Raw genomic sequence first — 16,218 nt, 5'->3', positions numbered from 1 at the left:
AACGTTTCTTTGTATTGATCAGTCGATCATGAGCAGCGGTTGATTCCAGTCCACGCGTTCTCCGATCGTCACGTTAATGTCACGTACGATGCCCGCGATCGGCGCGGGAACTTGACTACAGATGCCTTCGTCGATCACTTCGATGACTGATTGTCCTCGTTCAATCGATTCGCCTACACGGACCAGAATCCGATGGACGACCGCTGTCGACGGAACGTTGTTCGTGTCGAAGGTTTTCTCAAACTTATCGACGTACAAATAATCGGCGTCACGGGATGACTTCCGCGGCAATCGGTCATCATCGGGGAATGCAAGGCTTCCCCACATCACCGCTGGAACCAATCGACCCGTCACGCGGCTATAGATGGACTCGAGGACAATGGTCATTGGAAAGATCCAAATCAGTCCGTTCTCCATGAAATGGATGTCGAAGCCAGCGATCGAATAATCCGTCAGCACCGGGACGATCACCAGTGCCGCGACCGCCAATGCCCACGGCCACGAGGCGGAGTTCCAATTCCGTACCGCCAAGTAATTACCGCAATGCGGGCAAAATCCGAAGGGGAAGTAATAGCGAACAAAGTTGACATGCTGTCCACAAATCGGGCATCGATCACGATCCTCTTCTTCAGCGGATTTTGTAGGAGCGTAGGGATTGGACGACGACGTCACCGGGAACCTTGGTCTACAGAGACGGAAAATCGATACACGGATGACCCAAGATATCAAACCGCCTCGCTTATGTCGAAATTTGAGCTCCGGTGAGTGGATCCGGCGCGTGTATCTAGGGGCGTATCCGGCATGCGACTGGCAATCCATTACACCGCGATGGTGTTGGCGCATGAAAAACCGCCAAGACATTCGTCTTTGCAGACGTGTGCCTTGGCGGATAACGATGGACTCGGTTCGATACGTGCGTCTTAACGACGACGGCGACGCATCAGGATGACGCTACCGAGCGTTCCGATCAGGGCGAAGCTCGAGGGCTCGGGGATGGCGGTGACCGAAGACAATGTCAGCGTGTTGCCAAAGTTGATCAGGCTATCGATTGATCCGCTGGCCAACTGAAAGTTGGGGTTGTTGGCATCGAAATCGGCCAGTGAGAACGTGACTTGTCCGCCGACTGTGGGGCCGATCAGGTCGACCGTTCCGAGGGACAATTCCGCGGTTGTCGGGGAAATAGTGACGCCTTCCGTTCCACCGGCAAAATTGAAAGCAGTGAAAGTGTCGCCATCGTTACCAGTTCCCGAAAGTTGAAAATTCGGATTTCGAGTTCCGTTTTCGAATCGATCGGCGACGGACGAATTCAACTGGATCGCGTAGCCACGAAGTCCACCGCCGTCGGTCAAGCCGTTGGTGTCACCGCCCGTCGCTTCTTCACGCAAGATGATTTCGACACCACGAACCGTTGTGTCGGGAGCCACTTCCAAAACGGTATTGCCGATGGCATCGACACCGTTAGCTCGGAAGAAAACGTCGTAAGAGATTTCGGCTTGAACGGAAGGCATTGCCGCGACAAGCAGCATCAAGGAAATGAGTTTTCTCATCATGTTTACCAATCGAAGTAAAAGTAGTTGTTTCAGAAATAAAGGTTACGAACGGGACTTGAAGAAATTGGGTGCGAAGTGATTGTCCAAATCTTCAAAGTTGATCACGCCATCTCCGTCTCCGTCGAGCGTGGCGTCATAAGAAGCGCTACCTTGCGTGGCAAAGAAGCCAGGTGCGAAGTGGTTGTCCAGGTCGGCGAAGTTCACCACCCCGTCACCACTCGCATCGCCGTAGAGTCGGAAAAAGTCATCGTTCGATGCATCCGACGCCGTTTGACCACCGAAGAGGTAGTCCGTTGCCATCGCGCTGCTTCCGGCAACGACGTTGGCGGCGGCGATATCAAGCCGGTAATTCGCGTCGATCAGCGAGTTACCCAGAACCCCCGTTCCTAAGCGACTGACGACAGAAGCGTCTGCGGCGTCAAAGGTCAAAACCACGACGGTCTTGCCCCCGCTGTGGGTCGCGTCGACCAACAGCCCGGTGACTTCGGCGGACGTGTCCATGTTCGTCAGGGTGAACGCATTTTGGATTTCCGTCAGGTCAACTTCGGTGTTGAAGGTAACGGTGACGGAAGTGATTTGTGATCTCGAAGCGCCGCCGTCGTTAATCACAACGCCTTCGACTTCGGGGACCATCGAATCTCCGATCGAGTAGACCCGGAGCGTATTGCTGACTTCGTTGCTGACAACCAACAGCGGCGAACCGTTGGGGCTGTCTGCGGCCGAGATGAACGTCAGTCCTTCGGGGCTGACATCGGCGGTGTCGTTGAGGACTTGCGTCAGAACAACATTGCTTGGATCGGTGACATCGAACACAGCCGTCGCGTTGGCTCGTTCGAGTCCGACGAAGGCGTAGACACTCGAATCGATTTGACCGATCACAACGCCTTCAGGCTCGGTGCCTTTGTTGTCGCTGCGTCCGTCGTCATAAAGTCCCAACGCGTCGGCGGCACGTGCGAGCAAGTCGCCGCTGTCGAACACCAACTCGCCGGCTTCGTTCCAGATCGAGAACGACCGGGCACCGTAGGAGTAAAGTGCGTCGAAGTCGCCGTCGCCGTCGGCATCGCCGATCAAGTTGGTGATCTCAAGTTCGCCGGCCGAGGCAGCATCTTGGAGTGCGGCCGCGTTGGGGAACAGGGTCGGGTCCAACGTGACGCTTTGGATGTCGGTTTCCTCGGCGTCGCGGGCGTCACCTTCGTTGGCGGTGATGAAGTACACCGAACCGCCCGACACATAATTCGCGATCGCATCGGGTTGGAACAATCCGCGAACCGGGAAGCTGCCCAAGGTCAACGCGTCTGGCGAGTTGTTGGTCGGATCGATTTGGGCGTTGGCTGCCGAATGATCCTTGTAGCCAAGTGGCAGGATGTCGGCGACCGTTCCCGAGGCGATGTCGATGATCGCGACGGCGTTGTTTTCCTGAAGCGTGACCACGGCGGTGCTACCATCGGGAGTGATGGTCACATACTCGGGCTCGACGTCTTCGGAAACGCTTTTGCCGGCGGTCAGTTTGACGCCTGCCGCTCGCAGAACATCTTCGCTGCCGTCAAAGGCGGTGAAGTCGGCGGTCTGAACCGTGGCGGTCGCAACACCGGTCGAAAGATCGATGATGCTGACCGAACCGGTCGGGTCGACTTCGGGATCACCGCCGGGTTCGCCTTCGTTGGCGACCAGCAATCGGCTACCGTCTGGGGTGAAGGCCACCATGTCGGGCAGTGCACCAACTTGGACGCTGCCCAGGAATGCTCCGTCGGCGGCGTTGTAGAAGAACACGCTTCCGGCGGCTTGCTCGTCCGAACCTGGGACGGCCGCGGCGACGATGCCGCCGACGCTGACCGCGACGCTCGTCACCGCGTCGTCGGAAGCTCCGTCAAACGTCGGTGCGATGGTGCTTAGTAGCACCGGGCTGGCGGGGTTGGACAAGTCGACGACTTGCAATCCCGATCCCGAGGTCACGAACAGTTGTTTGCTCGCCGGGTCAAAGGCCGAGATCTCCGCTCCGCTGAGTCCGCTTTCGATGCCACCGATCGGGGCGAACGAAGTCGATCCGTCTGGTGTGGCCGACAACGCTTGGAAATCGGTGCCGTTTCCACGGATCGCAAAGCTGAAGACGCCTTCGTCAAGGTCGTCATTGATCAGTTCGATCGTGGCGTCGTGCAAGCCTTGTTTGGTTGCGTCGAAGGTGACGTCAAAGGAAGCACTGCCGCCGGGGATGATCGTGAACGTTGGGGTCACGCCGAAGCTGAACGCGGCTGCTTCGTCGCCGGTGATCGAGGCACCGGTGATGCTCAGTGACGCCGCACCGGTGTTTTCGACCGTGAAGGTCTTCGTCACCGTTTCGGTTGCCACGTCGGCGCTGCCGAAGTCAGTTCCGTCGAGAGGCGAGACAAAGGTGTCGCCGTTTTGGATGTCCTGATCGTTCGATCCGGTGACTTCGATTTCCGCTTCATCAACGATCGCGTAAACGACTTCCAGTTGCGGGCGGTAAAGAAGCTCGGCCGAATCGGACGTTTGGAATCCCCATCCGTCGGTACCGCTTTCCCACGGCTCGAACAACCAGCCAAAGTTATCGCGTTGTCCACTGACCCAGGCTTGAACGTCGGCGGTGACATCCCAGTCATGGAATCCAGCTTGAACGTTCGGGTCGCGGTTAGGGTTACCGGCGGCGGCGGTGTACTCCGTCGCCGCTTCCACTCCGTCGATACTCACACCATCAACCAAACTGTTGTAGGTGTCAGTCGCTTCCCAAGAAGACAACATCGGGAAGAAGCGAGCTCCGTCACCTTGGGCGTTGTTTTCGATCGAAGCGGTCCGCAGTCGTGCGGTGATCACTCGGGCACCGGCTGGGATTTGCCCGGCCGCTTCACCGATGATGTCGTCGAAGCGGATCAGGCCGCGGCCTTGTCCATCGTTGGCATCGATGAAGATGCCTTCGAGTGCCGATTGGTCCGTATCGGGAGAACCTGCGGAGATGAGAGTGTCTTGAGTCCCGGTGTAGCTGTCGACGCCATCGCGGAAGGTCGCAATTTGAGTTCCGGCGGGAACCCATTCGATTTCCAAACGCGGCCCGGTCAGCGGGTCACCGTTTTCCGAGCTGCGGAACGCCCAACCATCGGTTCGGCCACTCCAACCTTCGATCACCCAACCATTGTTCGTCAATCCGTTCGCCCAGTCCTGGATATCGGGAAGGACGCTGATCGAGTGTTCGCCGGTTCCGGTGGTTCCGCCGCCGGCAGCCGTTCCGATCTGTGATTGAACCGGCCCGGTGACTTCCGCACTGTCGACTTGGACGCCTCCGCCGAAGAAATCCCAAGTCGCCGTCGATGCGTCCCACGGGATGTTCATACGATAGAACTCACCGCCTTGACCTTGGTTGTCGGTCGTCACCACCAGGTTGGCCGACGTGATGATGGCATCGACCGGAATCTGATCGGGGCCGGTGCCGAACATGTCTGCGAATTGCAGCAAGACTTGTGATGCGACTCCGCTGCTGTCGAAATCGACCAGCAAATCGCCTTCGGGAGCCGAGACGATGTTCGGCGTTGCTTCGCGAATTTGAGCGTCCGACAAACCGTTGTAAACACCGTAGCCGTAGTCAACGTTTTGCTGAAGCGTTCGGCGATAGACCAAGCCCAACTCGATTTCTTTCGTTTGGGTTTCGCTGGCGACACCATTACCATCGATAAAGCTGATGTCGACCATTCGCAGGCCGCCCAGCAGTGTCGGTTCGGTGGCTTCGAACGTGACCGCTTGCATCACTGCTTCAACGGCGGCTTCGTCCGCATTGGCGTTGAACGTGATCGATAGCGGGCTGCTTCCCGTGCCGGCGACGAACGTTCCGACGACCGTGCCACCGAAGGTGACGTCGCTTCCGCTGACGCCAACTTGGCCGACATCGGTTCCCAAGTTGCGAATCGAAAGGTTGTCCGACGGAAGCTGACCGCTGGTCAGTTCGAACGTTGCGACCGCACCATCGGTGAACAGCGTTCCGACGGGAGCCAAGTTGACTCCGCCGTCGACGCCGACCGGCAGGTCACCGATACCGTAGTAAGTCTCACCCGCCGAGGTGTTCAGCTCTGGGGCGTCACCGAATCCAGAGATATTGACCGTGACCGTCGCGGTGGACGTTCCGCCAAAGCCGTCGCTCATCGTGTAGGTGAACGTGTCGGTTGCCATTTCGCCGGTGTAAAGTTCGGCAACGGCGGCCGATGGAGTGTATGTGATCGTTCCATCAGGATTCACCGAAACGGTCGATCCGAGAGCGGTCGGTGAAACCACCGAATCGACACTCAGCAAGCCGGGAACCGGTCGAGCGGCCGGTTGTTGCAACGCGTCAAAAGGCACGAATGCAAAGCTGAAAGGCTGGTTCTGGCGACCGATGCTCGGCATGTCGTGCGAGCGGATGATGAAGTTACCTTCACCGTCGTCGCCATAGCTGAGGAAGTTGTCTTCGATCTCGACATCATCTTGGTTGGTCAAAACCAGCATGCCGGTGTCAGGCGATTGGCCTGGGATCGAGACCTTCCATTCCCATCCCCCTGATTCGATTTCTTGGCGTTCGACCGAGAAGTCGCCGATCACACGGCTTAGCGTGTCGGGACCTTCGACGAAGGGATCAATCGTTCCGGCGACCAAGTTTTGTGCGTTACGCGGAACGAAGACGAACGAGAATCCGCCGTCTTCGCCGTCACCGAAGTCTTGTGTGTTGTCACGAACGCCGATCGCAAAGCGACTAGTTCCGGGGATCGCTTGGACCGAGACGACGTTGTCAGCATTCTCGTTTCCAATTGCGAACAAGAATCCATCGACAGCCGCGTCGGTGACACCTGGGATCGAGACCTCATAGCGTCCCAACTCCGTCTTCATGATGTCGGTTGCGGTGACTCCGTTGCCACCAGTCAGCGAACCGCTGGCGTCGACGTGACCGCCAACCCAGTTGTCGGCAAACGAGAAGTACGCGACCGAAACGTTGGCATCAGCCGCCGCGTCGGCACCGAATTGCTGCAGTGCTAGCGAGGTTCCTCCGGATCCGTTGTCGTAAGCTTGAACGAACCGGTAGTTCGTGTTCGGGCTTTCGAAGTTTTCACGGATCGTTGCCAAGACGACGCCGTTGGAAGGATCGATAGCGGTGCCGTTTTGCAGCACTTCGACGCTGCCGGTGGCTCCGCCCGCGATCGTGATCATGTTGTCCCCGGTTCCGGTTTGGGCAACCGACCAGACGCTCGATCCGTCAACAGCAAGGTTTGCCGCGGGAATACCCGACGGGGTTCCCAGTAAGACTTCGATATCGGGATCGACATCGTTGCCTAAGACCGTTAAACGAGCATCTTCGATGTTTTGCTCGTTCAGGTTGATCACATCGTCGTTGGCCGACGGCGCTTGGTTTTCACCTTGAACGGTGATCGTCACGGTGGCAACCGAAGTCGAACCGCGTCCGTCTTGGATCGTGTAGGTGAATGTGTCTTCGATTGACTCGCCGTTGCCCAGGCCGCTGATCGAAGCGTCCGCCGTGGTTGGGTCGTAGCTGAACGAGTCGCCGTTCAGGCTGATCGTTGCGCCGCGGGCACTCGTGCCGTCGAAGCTATTGACCGAGAAGTCCAAACCGTCGAATCGCTCCAGCGGCGAATCGTAGGGCAAGAACATGAACTGGAAGTCACCGGGGTTCGGCGGCAACGTGTACGTTTCCGATTGACGCAGGTCGATACGGAATCCGTTGCCCGACGGGGTTGCAAAGATTGCTTGGTTGGTCGGAACGTTGGTCAGCGTTCCGTTGACGTCGGCAAAGTCCGCACCGGCAGGAAGAGCCAGCAAGACACCGTCGTTGGGGGTGTAGCCATTGATCTGAATCAGCGGCGCGCCGTCGGTGTCGGTACCGATCGAGAAATCGCCGTAGCTTTGCAGCGGAAAGTACGAACCTTCCTGCGATTGCGCGACGCCACCGATCAAGCCGCTGGTCGCTCCGGGAACGTAGACGAAGCTGATCGGGGCACTCTTGAATCCGTCAGTGCCTTGATCGCTGTCGAGTTGGCGAATCAACCAGCGATTGTCGAAGCCGGGTAGCACGCTGACGATGTTGTCATCGTTGCTCGCACCGATGGCGAAGAGCATGCCGTCGAATGGGCTGTTCGCTTCGGGAATCGTGACTTCGAACAATCCCGGTTGAACCAGTTGAACATCTGCTTGCGATACCCCCACACCACCGAGCAGTGTGCCGTCGGCGGCAATGTGCCCCGACGTCCAACCTTCGGCGAATGGGAAGAACGCGGCATTGACCGGGGCGGTTCGTTCGCCGCCACCGATGCCAACACCCGTGGCGAATCCGTACGAGCTGAACGCACCGTAGACTTCGACGGTCGAGTAAGGAGCGGTGTTGTCAGCGATGGTTCCTAGCAGGACGCCGTCACTTGGGAACAAATCCTCGCCCCCACGACCGATTTCAACGTCGCCAAGGTTCGGATCGCTTTGAACGGTCAGGTCGTTTGGCGATGCCGTTGTGTTGACGACGTTCCAAACGGTGTTGGCATTTCCGGTCGCGTCAACGTTTCCGAAGATCTCTGCGGCTGAAACCGAGTAGATCGTTGTGTCGGGATGGTAGTCGTTGGCAAGTGCGTCGATCGTGGTCGTCGTCAACTTGTCGGTGACGGCACCACTATCGTCGACCGCGACTACGTCGTCGTCTTGTGGAATCACCGAGACGCCAAACGAGACCGTGACGGATTCGCCAGAGGGGTCGGTCGCCGTGATCGAGATTGGGCTGTAACCGAACTGGTCGCTCGACGAACTGATCAAGACTTCATCGCCGACGATTTGAGCGCTCAGCAATCCGCTTTCACCAGAATTGACCGTATAAGTCAGCACGTCATCCGTGTCGACGTCGGCAAAGATGGTCGTTAGGTCGATCGCCGTTGCCGGGGCGTCTTCGTTGATCACCAAGTCAGCCGGGGTGCTGATAGCTTCGGGGGCATCGTTGACGCCGACCCAGTTGATCGTCACCGTCGCGGTGCCCGTGTCAGTGCCGTCGGTCGCTTCGTAAACGAAGCTATCAACGTCGGTTTGTCCCGCACCAAGCGATCGGATCGCGTCGTTGGTTTGATAGTCAACCGTGCCGTCCGCGTTGATGCTCAGGGCCAAGCCTTTCGCCGAGACGTTATCGCCTAGGTTAGCCGCGTCGGAACCGACCGAAGAAACGGTCAGCGGGTTGGTCGGGCTAAGCGTGTTTTCGAATGGGACGAAAAAGAACACAAAGTCCGAGTTCAGTGGAGTCTCGGTGTTGCTGTTCCAAGCGAACTGACGAATCAGCATGTCGCCCGATCCATCGCCCGCGTCGTCATAGCTGAAGTAAGCATTCGGAGGCGTATCGTTGGATAGATCGTAAGTCTCGGCAATGATCACACCGGAGGTGATGTCATGACCAGGAACGCTGACTCGCCAAAACCCATCTGATTCACGTTCAACGGAAAAATCTCCGAACGATTGGCGCATCGGGCTCACACCCGACGCACCACCGTTGACGACACCGCCGATCAAACCTTGCGTGCTGCGGGGGATGTACAGCAGGTTGATGTCATCTTCTTCGCCGCCGCCAATTTCTGCGGCATTATCGCGGTGTGCGACCGACCACTTGCCACCGTCGATCGGACGGGTGCGGGTGTAGTTGTCTTCGTTGTCGGCACCGACCGAAAACAGGAAGCCATCGTTATAGCTATCAGTCACGCCTGGCACGGTCGCTTCAAATCGGCCGTTGCCAGAGACGCTGACGACCGTCGGGGCAGGTGAAGCGCCAGCCGATTGACCGACCAAGCCACCGCCACTGTCGTAGGTGCCGCCGACCCAACCGGCATCGTAGGGGAAGAATGCTCCGGAAACCGAGGCCGACAATTCGCCATTGTTTTCGGGTGCCGCTGCCATCGCAATCCAGGTATCGCCGCCGCCTTCGCTGGCATACTGCATCAAGCCGATGTTGGTCGCTGACGAATCGACCGGGCTGTTATCCCGAAGCATCGGGAGCATGATACCGAGCGATGCGTCCAGTCGCGTATCGAGGTCGTTACCGTTTGCTTGGTCATCGGCATCGATGAACAAATCAAGGTCACCGCGGTTCCCCGTCCCACCGAAAACGGCATTCGGGATCAACGATCGTTGGGGGACTCCGGGTTGGCCGGGGCGTTCGGGAAGGAACCAGTCCGTCGCGTTTACACCAGGGTCGTAGGTGTTGCGGTCAAAGTCGGCTTGGAAGGCAGAGACCGATTGAACTTCGCTGCCTGACGTGTCGTTGGTCAGGACGTTGATCGAGCTATCCGCGGACAAATTCAGTGCGTCGTCAAGAACATTCGCCGCCAACAACTGACGAGCTTCGAGCGACTGGATGTTTAGTTTCTTACTTTTCCTTATAGGATTTCTTTTCCCTGCACGCTGCAAATTCTTAAAAAGATTGCTTCGTCGTCGATTGTTTTTCTTCACCGGTGTCGTTCCGTTTTGTTCTGTTTGTGTTCGAACTCACATGTTTGAACAGACACTGCCGGACTTTATGCATGGCGTGGCCTGTACCAATCGCGCGGAAGTCTAGCGACGACAAAATTACCCTCAACAGCAGTCCTGGCATCTTCATGAAAGGCACATCGATGGGTGTCCTTTTCTTTGTCAAACATTCAAATATGAACGTCATGATGACAAGGTGCCACATCTGATTGGTTCGTCGATTACACCCATCCGGTGATCGGTAGTGCGGTCCCGGTGACACCCGGACCTGTGGGAAATACACTGCAAATTGCCGTGTGTTGCGGATCGGCGAAGCCGGTTGCGCAAGTTGGAACTCGGATGGCAGTCCTGCTAGAAGTGACGCATGCAAAGTCCATGGTCGTCCGATTCGAAGCGTCGAACCGTTGAGGCTGCGGGTCGGATCCGATCCCCCTCCCTCACGAAAACCTAACATTAGGTTCATTTTTGGTTCTTGTGAGATTGGTTGTTATGGGGCAGATCCCTTTGTTAACGAAGCGTAAAGCTAGACCGAAGGATCGATGGTGAATATCAAGTTAATTCGAGCCGACCTTAGTTTCATTTTTGAGGACCAACGATAACGTGTCGGCCAAATCGAACGCCCGCTAGAAAATGCATGTTCGATTTGAAAATGCCACTGTAAGAAAATAGCCACTATCTCATTTCAGTTTAGGTAGTTGCTTTGGGAAACAATCCGAGAACCGTGAGCCCAAACGCGTTAGCATCGGGCATGCGTCGCCACTGTCGGCGAGGTGTGGGCCAGCAACAAACGCGGCAGCCACGCAAGCTGTATTCACCGGTTTTCAACCAGGTACTGACTTCCTGTGTGAATCTTTATCAACCCAAAGCACTCGCGATGACTGATCGAATGGGGCTGAGTTCTTTCAAGCAACACAGCGATCAACAGGGCCAATGTGACTCGACATCGTCGACACGTGAGCCGATCGTTTGTCTAACCGAACAGTTGAAACAAGTCGTTTACCTCTGCCCGTCAAGCGAATTTACGACGGCAGAAAACTGCACTTTAGAACCTCGCACTTTGGTAACTTAGAGGAAACACAGATGACGGCGCCGTCATTCCCCCACCCCGCCCCCCAGTCAAACTCCCGCCCGCCTCGGACTGGTTTTACGCTTGTCGAGCTATTGGTCGTCATTGCGATCATCGGCATCTTGGTTGGTCTGCTTTTGCCTGCGGTTCAAGCCGCTCGCGAATCAGCCCGCCGAATGCAGTGCACGAACAATCTGAAGCAAATCGGGTTGGCAACGCTGAACTACGAAAGCGTTTTCAAGCAACTCCCACCCGGACCTTGGGACGGAGATCCCGGATCGACTTCCGCAGCCGGACGCGACGCGAACGCTTGCTGCCGAGCTGCTAATGCTGCCGGTTGGTCGGCGCAATTTCGCATCCTGCCGTTTCTCGAACAGGATGCTGTTTACGAGATGGCAACCGATGACGCGGCCTACTGGCCGAACCGTCCTAACAACGGTGGTGAGGATGACGTCGCTCAAGTCCTCGTTCCCGTTTATTACTGCCCTACCCGTCGTCCACCGACCGGCTACGGAAGTGCCAAATTTGGACGAGTCGACTACGCCGGTAATGCGGGGTACTACCACGGCCGTCCCGATACGGCAGTCAACTATATTCCCGAAGCTCCGTTAGGAGCGCCCGCCGTTTCAACCCGCAGCCGAAGCAACGGTGGTCTGCTGAAGACCAAAGGCGGGGCGATCATCTGGGCCAAGGAAGGTGATAAACGAACCTTGGCTGGTATTCGTGATGGTCTGACTCACAGCATTGTGTTCGCCGAGAAATCACTGCCTTACACCGAGCATGGTCTCGATGGCGGCGACAACGAGCGTTGGAACAATCCTGGATGGGACACCGATACACTGCGTTGGCACTTCCCGCCTAAGAGCGATTCGCAAGCTTACGCTCCCGATCGCGACCAGAATCAAGGCACTAACTGGAACCACTACTTCGGTTCTTCGCATACCGGTGTTCACGCCGTCATGTGCGACGGATCGGTTCAATACTTCGACTTCGCGATTGACGCGACAGTTTGGATGCAGCTTTGCGTCGTCGATGACGGCGAAGTCGCCCCGAATATCGTCGAGTAATCACTGCAATGAATTTTCGTTGCAATGAATTCGTCACCGAAAAAATATTGACACCCCAAAAACCAACAGGATCTGAAATGACGCGATTAAATTCACTCGCACTGCTTAGTTTGCTCGTGCTCTTCGTCGCCGTCGGCTGCGGCGGTGCTCCCGAAGCGCCAGAAATTAGCAGCGACGTAGCCGCCCAAATCGCTGCCGAAGATGAAGCCGTCATCGATGGCGAGAGCGAGCTGTAAATCGTGACCTTGACTCGAATAAAAAAGAAAGCGTCCCTCGTGATGCGAGGGGCGTTTGCCGTTTTATCGTTGGCATCAATGTCTGGTTGTCAACCTCAGCCGCTCAGCGAACAACCGTCGCCGCTGGCGCAGCAACAAACGGTGAGCGGACCTGATGTCCCTGCGAACGCGATTTGGCGAGCGTATTTTGCACTCGGCGAAAAAGCGATTCAGCCGGACAAGGTCAATGCGACTGGATTTGCTTGTCGTTTTCCGACTGGCGAGAAGAAGACCACCTACCTGGTCACCGTTCTGCATGCGGCGGAGGAACGTGAAACCCCTTTCACCGAACTCGACGAGGTCGAGCGGATTCGGCAATCGATTCGAACGATCGGTGCGACCGAGGCCTATGGTGCCAGCGACAGCATGAAGGTCATTGGGATGATGGCTGATCCGCCAACGGATCAACTGTCCGATGAATCAAGTATCTTGTACGACGTCGCTTTGGTTGAGCCCGGTAAAGTTGGCATGAAGGCGTTTGGTTTAGCGGCTGCCCCGGTGACTGTCGATAGTAAGGTCTACCTTGCGACCGCAGTTTATGGAGGTGCCCCTGCGAGTCAAACGACTCATGAGGCAAAGATCACGGCGGTCAATCCGGACGGAACGATTGCTTACCGATTTATCAATGAACGCTTGTCATTGCAAGCCGCCGACGGAGCTCCATTGTTGGATGAGTCCGGGGAGGTGGTCGGAATGCACGTTCATGCGGACGAGGCGACCGATGGAGTCGCCGGGGTCGGGATTTCGATGCCAGACTATTGGAAACGCTATACCGGATCGTTGGATTCCTAATCACATCGCTTCGGCGCTAAAAACGTACACCGGAATTCGGGTTCTCGCAGCTTTGCGTGCGTCAATACAAAGACGCACGGGAAGCCGTGGTAACTCGGGTTCCGGTGTTTTCGTTAGCCCAGGGGGGCGACATCCTATCAAGCCGGTCGGTACGTACCGAAGCGAGCGAACCTGACGAAGCGTTCCGCTACCCGACGAGCAAATCGGACGTTAGCTTCTTCGGCTGATGGTTATTAGAACCGATCTCATCCTGCTACATTTGAGTGCCCGATTCCGTGGCGAAAACAACGGTTGCCGACCCACACCAACAATTACCCGCGGCGATCGTTATCGATGAAATTTCCTTGATCGGATCTCGATGTGGTCCCTTCGACAAGGCGATCGATGTTGGTGGCTTAGTGACGAATCGCTACCGACTGGATCAAGCACGGGAGGCATTCGAAAAGCAGCGGGGGCCAACGCGTTCAACGTTATCTTTTCAGTTGATGCGGATTGATAAAGCTTGGGACGGACGCTTCCTTTCCGCGAAACTTGACTTTTTAAGACGAATTGTCTTCGTTCGGCGCCTAGAATTATCACCGCCCGGGCCGTAAGGTCGATTGGTAACGTTTTCTCAAAAGGTGCGCGAATGATGCTCTGTCACAACCGTTGTCCGAATACCGCGAATCGTCCGTCGCGTATTCTATTCGTCGTGCTTGTACTGTCGATGGTGGTGCCTGCGGTCGGTCGTGCCCAAGAAACGCAACCGCGGTTGGGAGCAAAGGTCGCCGAACTCCGCCGCAAGCATGATGTGCCAGCCTTGGCTGTGATTGTTGTCAATAAAGATGGCGTGGTGGAATCGAACTGTTCCGGTGATCGAAAGCGTGGAGCTTCCGATCGGGCCGAATTAAGTGACCGTTTTGCGATTGGATCAAATACCAAGTCAATGACCGCGACACTCGCGGCTGTCTTGGTTGAAGCGGGGCAGATCGAATGGTCGACCACCCTCGGTGAGGTTTGGCCGAAGGCAACTGATGAGCATCTTCATCCAAAATTGAGAGACGTCACGCTCGACGAACTGCTGTCACACCAAAGTGGTATCGCGGTCAACATCAGCGATGTCTCAAGATCCGAGTGGGCTCGCTTTTTCGCGGAAAAGGAATCGCCAGCACTCGAACGCCGACGGATGTTGCGAATCGTTCTACCAAAGGCACCTGCGTCGCCGCGCGGTCAGTTTGTCTATTCCAACTTGGGTTATGCCATCGCCGCGTCGATGCTGGAAACCCGTGCTGGAAGGTCTTTTGAAACATTAATGAAGGAACTCGTGTTCGAACCCTTAGAGATGCGATCGGCGGACTTTCGTACGCTAGAATCCGCCGAGAAATCGACTCCGCCGCTTCTTTGGGGACACGATGCGAATGGGAAACCCGTGGATCCACGAGCCCCCGGTGCGGAGAATCCCTCGGTTTACGCGTCGTGTGGGACGGTGCATTTGTCGGTCGAAGATTATGCGAAATACGCGCGTTGGCACCTCGCGGGGAAGCCGTCTCCGGTTTTAAAAACTCAAGCAACGTTTGATCATTTGCATGAACCATTAATTGAGTCTACACCGGGAAATCATTATGCGTGCGGTTGGATCTGTGCCCCGACTCCGTTGGGATCCGGGTTGAACCACGGGGGCAGCAATACAAATTCGTTTGCGTTGATCTGGGTCATTCCCGAAGCCGATCTTGCTGCGATTGTCTGCACCAATACCGGTGAGCCTCAAGCGTTTCCGGCCTGTGACGAGATGATGGGATACTTGTTCGCAAGGCATGGATCCGGTCAGAAACAAACCGATGCGGGAGAAATGGACTCCAAGCCTGGCACGATTGCCCCAGAAAGACTGGCCGGACGCTATCAACTCACTCCAAACTTTATCTTCGATGTCAAATACGAAGGTGGGCGAATGATGGTTGGTATCACGAATCAGCCGACGCAACAAGTGTATGCCGATTCGCCAACGAAGTGGTCCTACAAGTCGGTCGAGGCGACGCTAGAGTTTCATGTACGATCGAAAGGTCCGGCCTATGCGTTGACATTGCACCAAAACGGTATCAAGCAGCAGGCAAAGCGGATCGGAAATTGATCTTCATTCCGATTTGGATGAACGCGGTTACAATCAAGTTTGCGAAAGCCAAAAATGGATTCGCGGTTGCAAGGCTGCCGATGAAATCACGATCGTCGAGATAAGTTCAACCTGGAGCAACCTTTCGACTATTTGTTCAGAATTCCGTCCAGCTTCGAATCGAATTCACTAAACAACTGAGTGATTCTCGGCTGGTTGAGGCTTTTCTCAATTCGTTCGGCTCCGTCGTCAAGTGGTTTCCGCTCTGATGATTCGATTGATTGAACGGATTCGTTCGCTGCCACTTTCTTGGCGAGCCGAATTGCGGCATCCGACCACCGATCAATTCCTTCGAGGGCATCACTGATCACCGCGCGAACGACGCGAAAATCCATGCGCGCAAATGCCGAGTCAAATGCTTTGCGCAATGCTTCCTTGGACGGTCGGTCGGCGCGATCTGCCATTCGTCGTACCGTTCGGCCGATTAAAATACAGCGAATTACTTCCAGCGGCACACCACGAACCGACGTCATCACGGCGACGACCTTTCGTATCGGAAACAGAAGAATCTTCAGCGGTACTTTTGCGGCCATCGCGGCGGCGCCAGAGAACATGCCTCCAGGTTCGTTGTAAAGTGAATTAAATTCAACCAGCAGTTCGCCGCGACCGACCGAATCAAGAGTCGACTTAACCACGTATTTTCGACATTTCGACCGAACCAAATCGTCAACGAACGGCAGCGGTATGAACCGTGCGGCTGCGGAAACCATTCCGGCGATCACCGAGCTATGTAGCTCGGGTGCGATCGTATTTTCTCGCTGACGTTGCAAACGAGCCAGTTCGTTTGCATCAATGACTTCTGACTGGACCATCAAATCGTTCGCTCCGTTTGACTGCGGATTTCCTG

9 protein-coding genes are annotated in these 16,218 nt (G+C 56.1%); 5 read left to right on the top strand and 4 right to left on the bottom strand.

Annotated features, from left to right (window positions below; translation table 11 throughout):
- Positions 1 to 18: 18 nt before the first annotated feature.
- The 3 genes from FYC48_RS14490 to FYC48_RS14480 form a co-directional block, all read right to left on the bottom strand.
- Positions 19 to 672 carry an acetyl-CoA carboxylase biotin carboxyl carrier protein subunit gene (locus tag FYC48_RS14490; RefSeq protein WP_160149527.1) on the bottom strand — a complete coding sequence of 218 codons (654 nt, stop codon included), beginning with the start codon at positions 670 to 672 and terminating at the stop codon, positions 19 to 21.
- A gap of 248 nt (positions 673 to 920) precedes the next feature.
- Positions 921 to 1,550: a PEP-CTERM sorting domain-containing protein gene (locus FYC48_RS14485; protein ID WP_149497441.1), complete on the bottom strand. Its 630-nt coding sequence runs from the start codon at positions 1,548 to 1,550 to the stop codon at positions 921 to 923.
- Between the two features lie 42 nt (positions 1,551 to 1,592).
- A complete protein-coding gene (locus FYC48_RS14480; RefSeq protein WP_149497440.1) occupies positions 1,593 to 10,007 on the bottom strand; it encodes a choice-of-anchor I family protein in 8,415 nt (2,804 codons plus the stop codon).
- A 1,098-nt stretch (positions 10,008 to 11,105) separates the two neighbouring features.
- On the opposite strand from FYC48_RS14480, the gene FYC48_RS14475 reads away from it, so the two are divergent.
- The 5 genes from FYC48_RS14475 to FYC48_RS14465 all read left to right on the top strand — a co-directional run bounded on the left by FYC48_RS14475 (position 11,106) and on the right by FYC48_RS14465 (position 15,332).
- Positions 11,106 to 12,158, top strand: coding sequence for a DUF1559 domain-containing protein (locus tag FYC48_RS14475; RefSeq protein ID WP_149497439.1), 1,053 nt, complete (start codon positions 11,106 to 11,108; stop codon positions 12,156 to 12,158).
- Between the two features lie 77 nt (positions 12,159 to 12,235).
- The gene (locus FYC48_RS27810; RefSeq protein WP_160149526.1) at positions 12,236 to 12,394 is read left to right on the top strand and encodes a hypothetical protein; all 159 of its coding nucleotides are present in this window, start codon (positions 12,236 to 12,238) and stop codon (positions 12,392 to 12,394) included.
- Positions 12,395 to 12,472: 78 nt separating this feature from the next.
- A complete protein-coding gene (locus FYC48_RS14470; protein ID WP_149497438.1) occupies positions 12,473 to 13,225 on the top strand; it encodes a trypsin-like peptidase domain-containing protein in 753 nt (250 codons plus the stop codon).
- Between the two features lie 263 nt (positions 13,226 to 13,488).
- On the top strand, positions 13,489 to 13,818 hold the full coding sequence (locus tag FYC48_RS27805) for a hypothetical protein (protein WP_160149525.1): 330 nt from the start codon (positions 13,489 to 13,491) through the stop codon (positions 13,816 to 13,818).
- A 35-nt stretch (positions 13,819 to 13,853) separates the two neighbouring features.
- Complete coding sequence (locus FYC48_RS14465) at positions 13,854 to 15,332, top strand: serine hydrolase (RefSeq protein WP_149497437.1); 1,479 nt, start codon at positions 13,854 to 13,856, stop codon at positions 15,330 to 15,332.
- Positions 15,333 to 15,460: 128 nt separating this feature from the next.
- Here FYC48_RS14465 and FYC48_RS14460 read toward each other — a convergent pair whose 3' ends face one another.
- Positions 15,461 to 16,183, bottom strand: coding sequence for a hypothetical protein (locus tag FYC48_RS14460; RefSeq protein WP_149497436.1), 723 nt, complete (start codon positions 16,181 to 16,183; stop codon positions 15,461 to 15,463).
- Positions 16,184 to 16,218 lie beyond the last annotated feature (35 nt).

This window comes from Roseiconus lacunae (genome assembly GCF_008312935.1).
Classification (GTDB): Bacteria; Planctomycetota; Planctomycetia; order Pirellulales; family Pirellulaceae; genus Stieleria; species Stieleria lacunae.
The sequence above is the reverse complement of the archived record's forward strand: the minus strand, read 5'-3'. Positions and strand labels throughout refer to the sequence as shown.

What these genes read in the sequence shown, in the direction of transcription:
- FYC48_RS14485 (WP_149497441.1), bottom strand. Translation starts at nt 1,550, where the DNA reads ATGATGAGAAAACTCATTTCCTTGATGCTGCTTGTCGCGGCAATGCCT.
- FYC48_RS14475 (WP_149497439.1), top strand. Translation starts at nt 11,106, where the DNA reads ATGACGGCGCCGTCATTCCCCCACCCCGCCCCCCAGTCAAACTCCCGC.
- FYC48_RS27810 (WP_160149526.1), top strand. Translation starts at nt 12,236, where the DNA reads ATGACGCGATTAAATTCACTCGCACTGCTTAGTTTGCTCGTGCTCTTC.
- FYC48_RS14470 (WP_149497438.1), top strand. Translation starts at nt 12,473, where the DNA reads ATGTCTGGTTGTCAACCTCAGCCGCTCAGCGAACAACCGTCGCCGCTG.
- FYC48_RS14465 (WP_149497437.1), top strand. Translation starts at nt 13,854, where the DNA reads ATGATGCTCTGTCACAACCGTTGTCCGAATACCGCGAATCGTCCGTCG.
- FYC48_RS14460 (WP_149497436.1), bottom strand. Translation starts at nt 16,183, where the DNA reads ATGGTCCAGTCAGAAGTCATTGATGCAAACGAACTGGCTCGTTTGCAA.